The sequence below is a fragment of the Deinococcus marmoris genome (assembly GCF_001949125.1).
Taxonomy (GTDB): domain Bacteria; phylum Deinococcota; class Deinococci; order Deinococcales; family Deinococcaceae; genus Deinococcus; species Deinococcus marmoris_A.
Genome location: NZ_MSTI01000060.1, coordinates 1 through 1822 on the forward strand (window position 1 = coordinate 1; position 1822 = coordinate 1822).

Below are 1822 nucleotides of genomic sequence, written 5' to 3' on the forward strand. Positions count from 1 at the left end.
CAGCTTGTAATTATAATACTTACAAGGTTTGGGAGGACCGGAAGATGAACAGTGAGTACGCAATCGCCGTCCACATTCTGTCGCTGCTGAACCAGGGCGACGGACCGTACAGTTCCGAGTACATTGCGGGCAGTGTAGGGGTTAATCCGGTGGTCATCCGCAACGTAACCGGAAGGCTGCGGCGAGCGGGATTGCTGCACACCCGGCGCGGCGTCACCGGCGCAACCCTGACCCGCCGCGCCGATCAAATCACCCTGCTGGACGTGTACCGCGCTGTGGATGCGCCTCAGTCCATGCTCAAGGTTCACCAAAAGCCCAATCCCAACTGTCCAGTGGGGGCCAATATCCAGTGCGTACTGGACGACGTATTTGTCCAGGCCCAGGCCGCGCTGGAAAGCCGACTTGAGCAGGTCACGTTAGCGGAGATCACGAGCGCTCTTCATGAGAAAGCCAGCTAGACTTTCCAGTCTTTTGCCCCAGATGTAATAAAATATCTTACATCTTGTCAACTCGCCCTCTCGTCGCCCATTCAGCGCATGCACCCAAGGAGTTCTATGATCGCCATCACCGGAGCCACCGGCCACCTCGGCCAACTGACTATCGCCGCCCTGCTGGAACGCGGAACGCCCGCCAGCGAAATCGTCGCGCTTGTCCGCGATCCCGCGAAAGCTTCCGCGTTGGCCGCAAAGGGCGTGCAGATTCGCCAGGCCGATTACACGCAGCCCGACACCCTGGATGCCGCCCTACAAGGTATTGACAAGCTGCTGCTGATCTCGTCCAACGATGTGGCAGACCGCGCCACCCCGCAGCGCAATGTGGTGGACGCGGCCCAGGCTGCCGGAGTCAAATTGCTGGCCTATACCAGCATTCTGCGGGCTGATACAGCCAGCATGACCATGGCGGCAGACCACAAGACCACCGAGGAAGCCATCCGTGAATCGGGCATTCCCTTCGTGTTTCTGCGGAACAGTTGGTACATGGAAAATTACAACGTGGCACAGGCCGCGCAGTACGGCACCCTGCCCGGCAGTGCGGGCGACGGGCGGATCAGTGCAGCCAGCCGGGCCGATTACGCGGCAGCAGCGGCAGCCGTGTTGACCCTGCCAGACCAGGAAAACACCATCTATGAACTGGGCGGAGACACGGCCTTTACCCTGGATGAACTGGTGGCCGAGATTGCCGCCCAGAGTGGCCGTGTGGTGACGTACCAGAATCTCCCCGAAGGCGGTTACGCTGAGATGCTGGTGGGCTTCGGCGTGCCTGAACCGCTGGCCCTCAAGCTGGCCGACGCTGATGCCAACGCGCAGCACGGCGGTCTGCACACCGACAGGAGAGACCTGAGCCGCCTGATTGGACGGCCCACCACGACTCTGAAGGAAGCTGTTACGGCGGGTCTGGCGGGCTGAATCGGCTCAGTTGACCTCACAACTTCGGGTGCTAGGGGATACTGAGCCGAGAAAAGCGGAAACTCAGGTATGCCTACCAACGAGCTTCCGCTGGTTCAATCTACCGTCGAAGACCTGTTTTTACTTGTGTACGTCTACATTGATGATTACTTGAAGGCCGCTGAGGTCAGCGGCCTGTTCACACTCCCCAGGGAGCCGCATCAAAAAGGCACCTACGCCGAGATCATGACGATTGCGCTGGTTGGCGAACTCCTGGGTCAGCCATCACAGCAAAAATGGCTCGCACAGGTCCGCTTCACCTACCGTCAGCTTTTTCCCTGCCTCCCGGACCGCACCCGTTACCTGCGGATTCAGCTTAACTTGGAGCGTATTTATGCTGATCTGGCACTGCGTTTCCCGCATTTTGACGATGACAC

The 1822-nt window shown here is 59.3% G+C and carries 2 protein-coding genes and 1 pseudogene; all 3 read left to right on the forward strand.

The genetic code is table 11. The features are described 5' to 3' along the window. Nucleotides 1–44: 44 nt before the first annotated feature. On the forward strand, nt 45–458 hold the full coding sequence (locus tag BOO71_RS08495) for an Rrf2 family transcriptional regulator (protein WP_075831519.1): 414 nt from the start codon (nt 45–47) through the stop codon (nt 456–458). A gap of 96 nt (nt 459–554) precedes the next feature. Then, nucleotides 555–1406 carry an SDR family oxidoreductase gene (locus tag BOO71_RS08500; RefSeq protein WP_139322840.1) on the forward strand — a complete coding sequence of 284 codons (852 nt, stop codon included), beginning with the start codon at nt 555–557 and terminating at the stop codon, nt 1404–1406. A 69-nt stretch (nt 1407–1475) separates the two neighbouring features. After that, nucleotides 1476–1822 (forward strand): annotated as a pseudogene (locus BOO71_RS08505) (transposase); the annotation flags it as partial.

Bases quoted from the DNA above. Each gene is read 5' to 3' on its own strand.
- BOO71_RS08500 (WP_139322840.1), top strand. From the start codon at position 555: ATGATCGCCATCACCGGAGCCACCGGCCACCTCGGCCAACTGACTATC.
- BOO71_RS08495 (WP_075831519.1), top strand. From the start codon at position 45: ATGAACAGTGAGTACGCAATCGCCGTCCACATTCTGTCGCTGCTGAAC.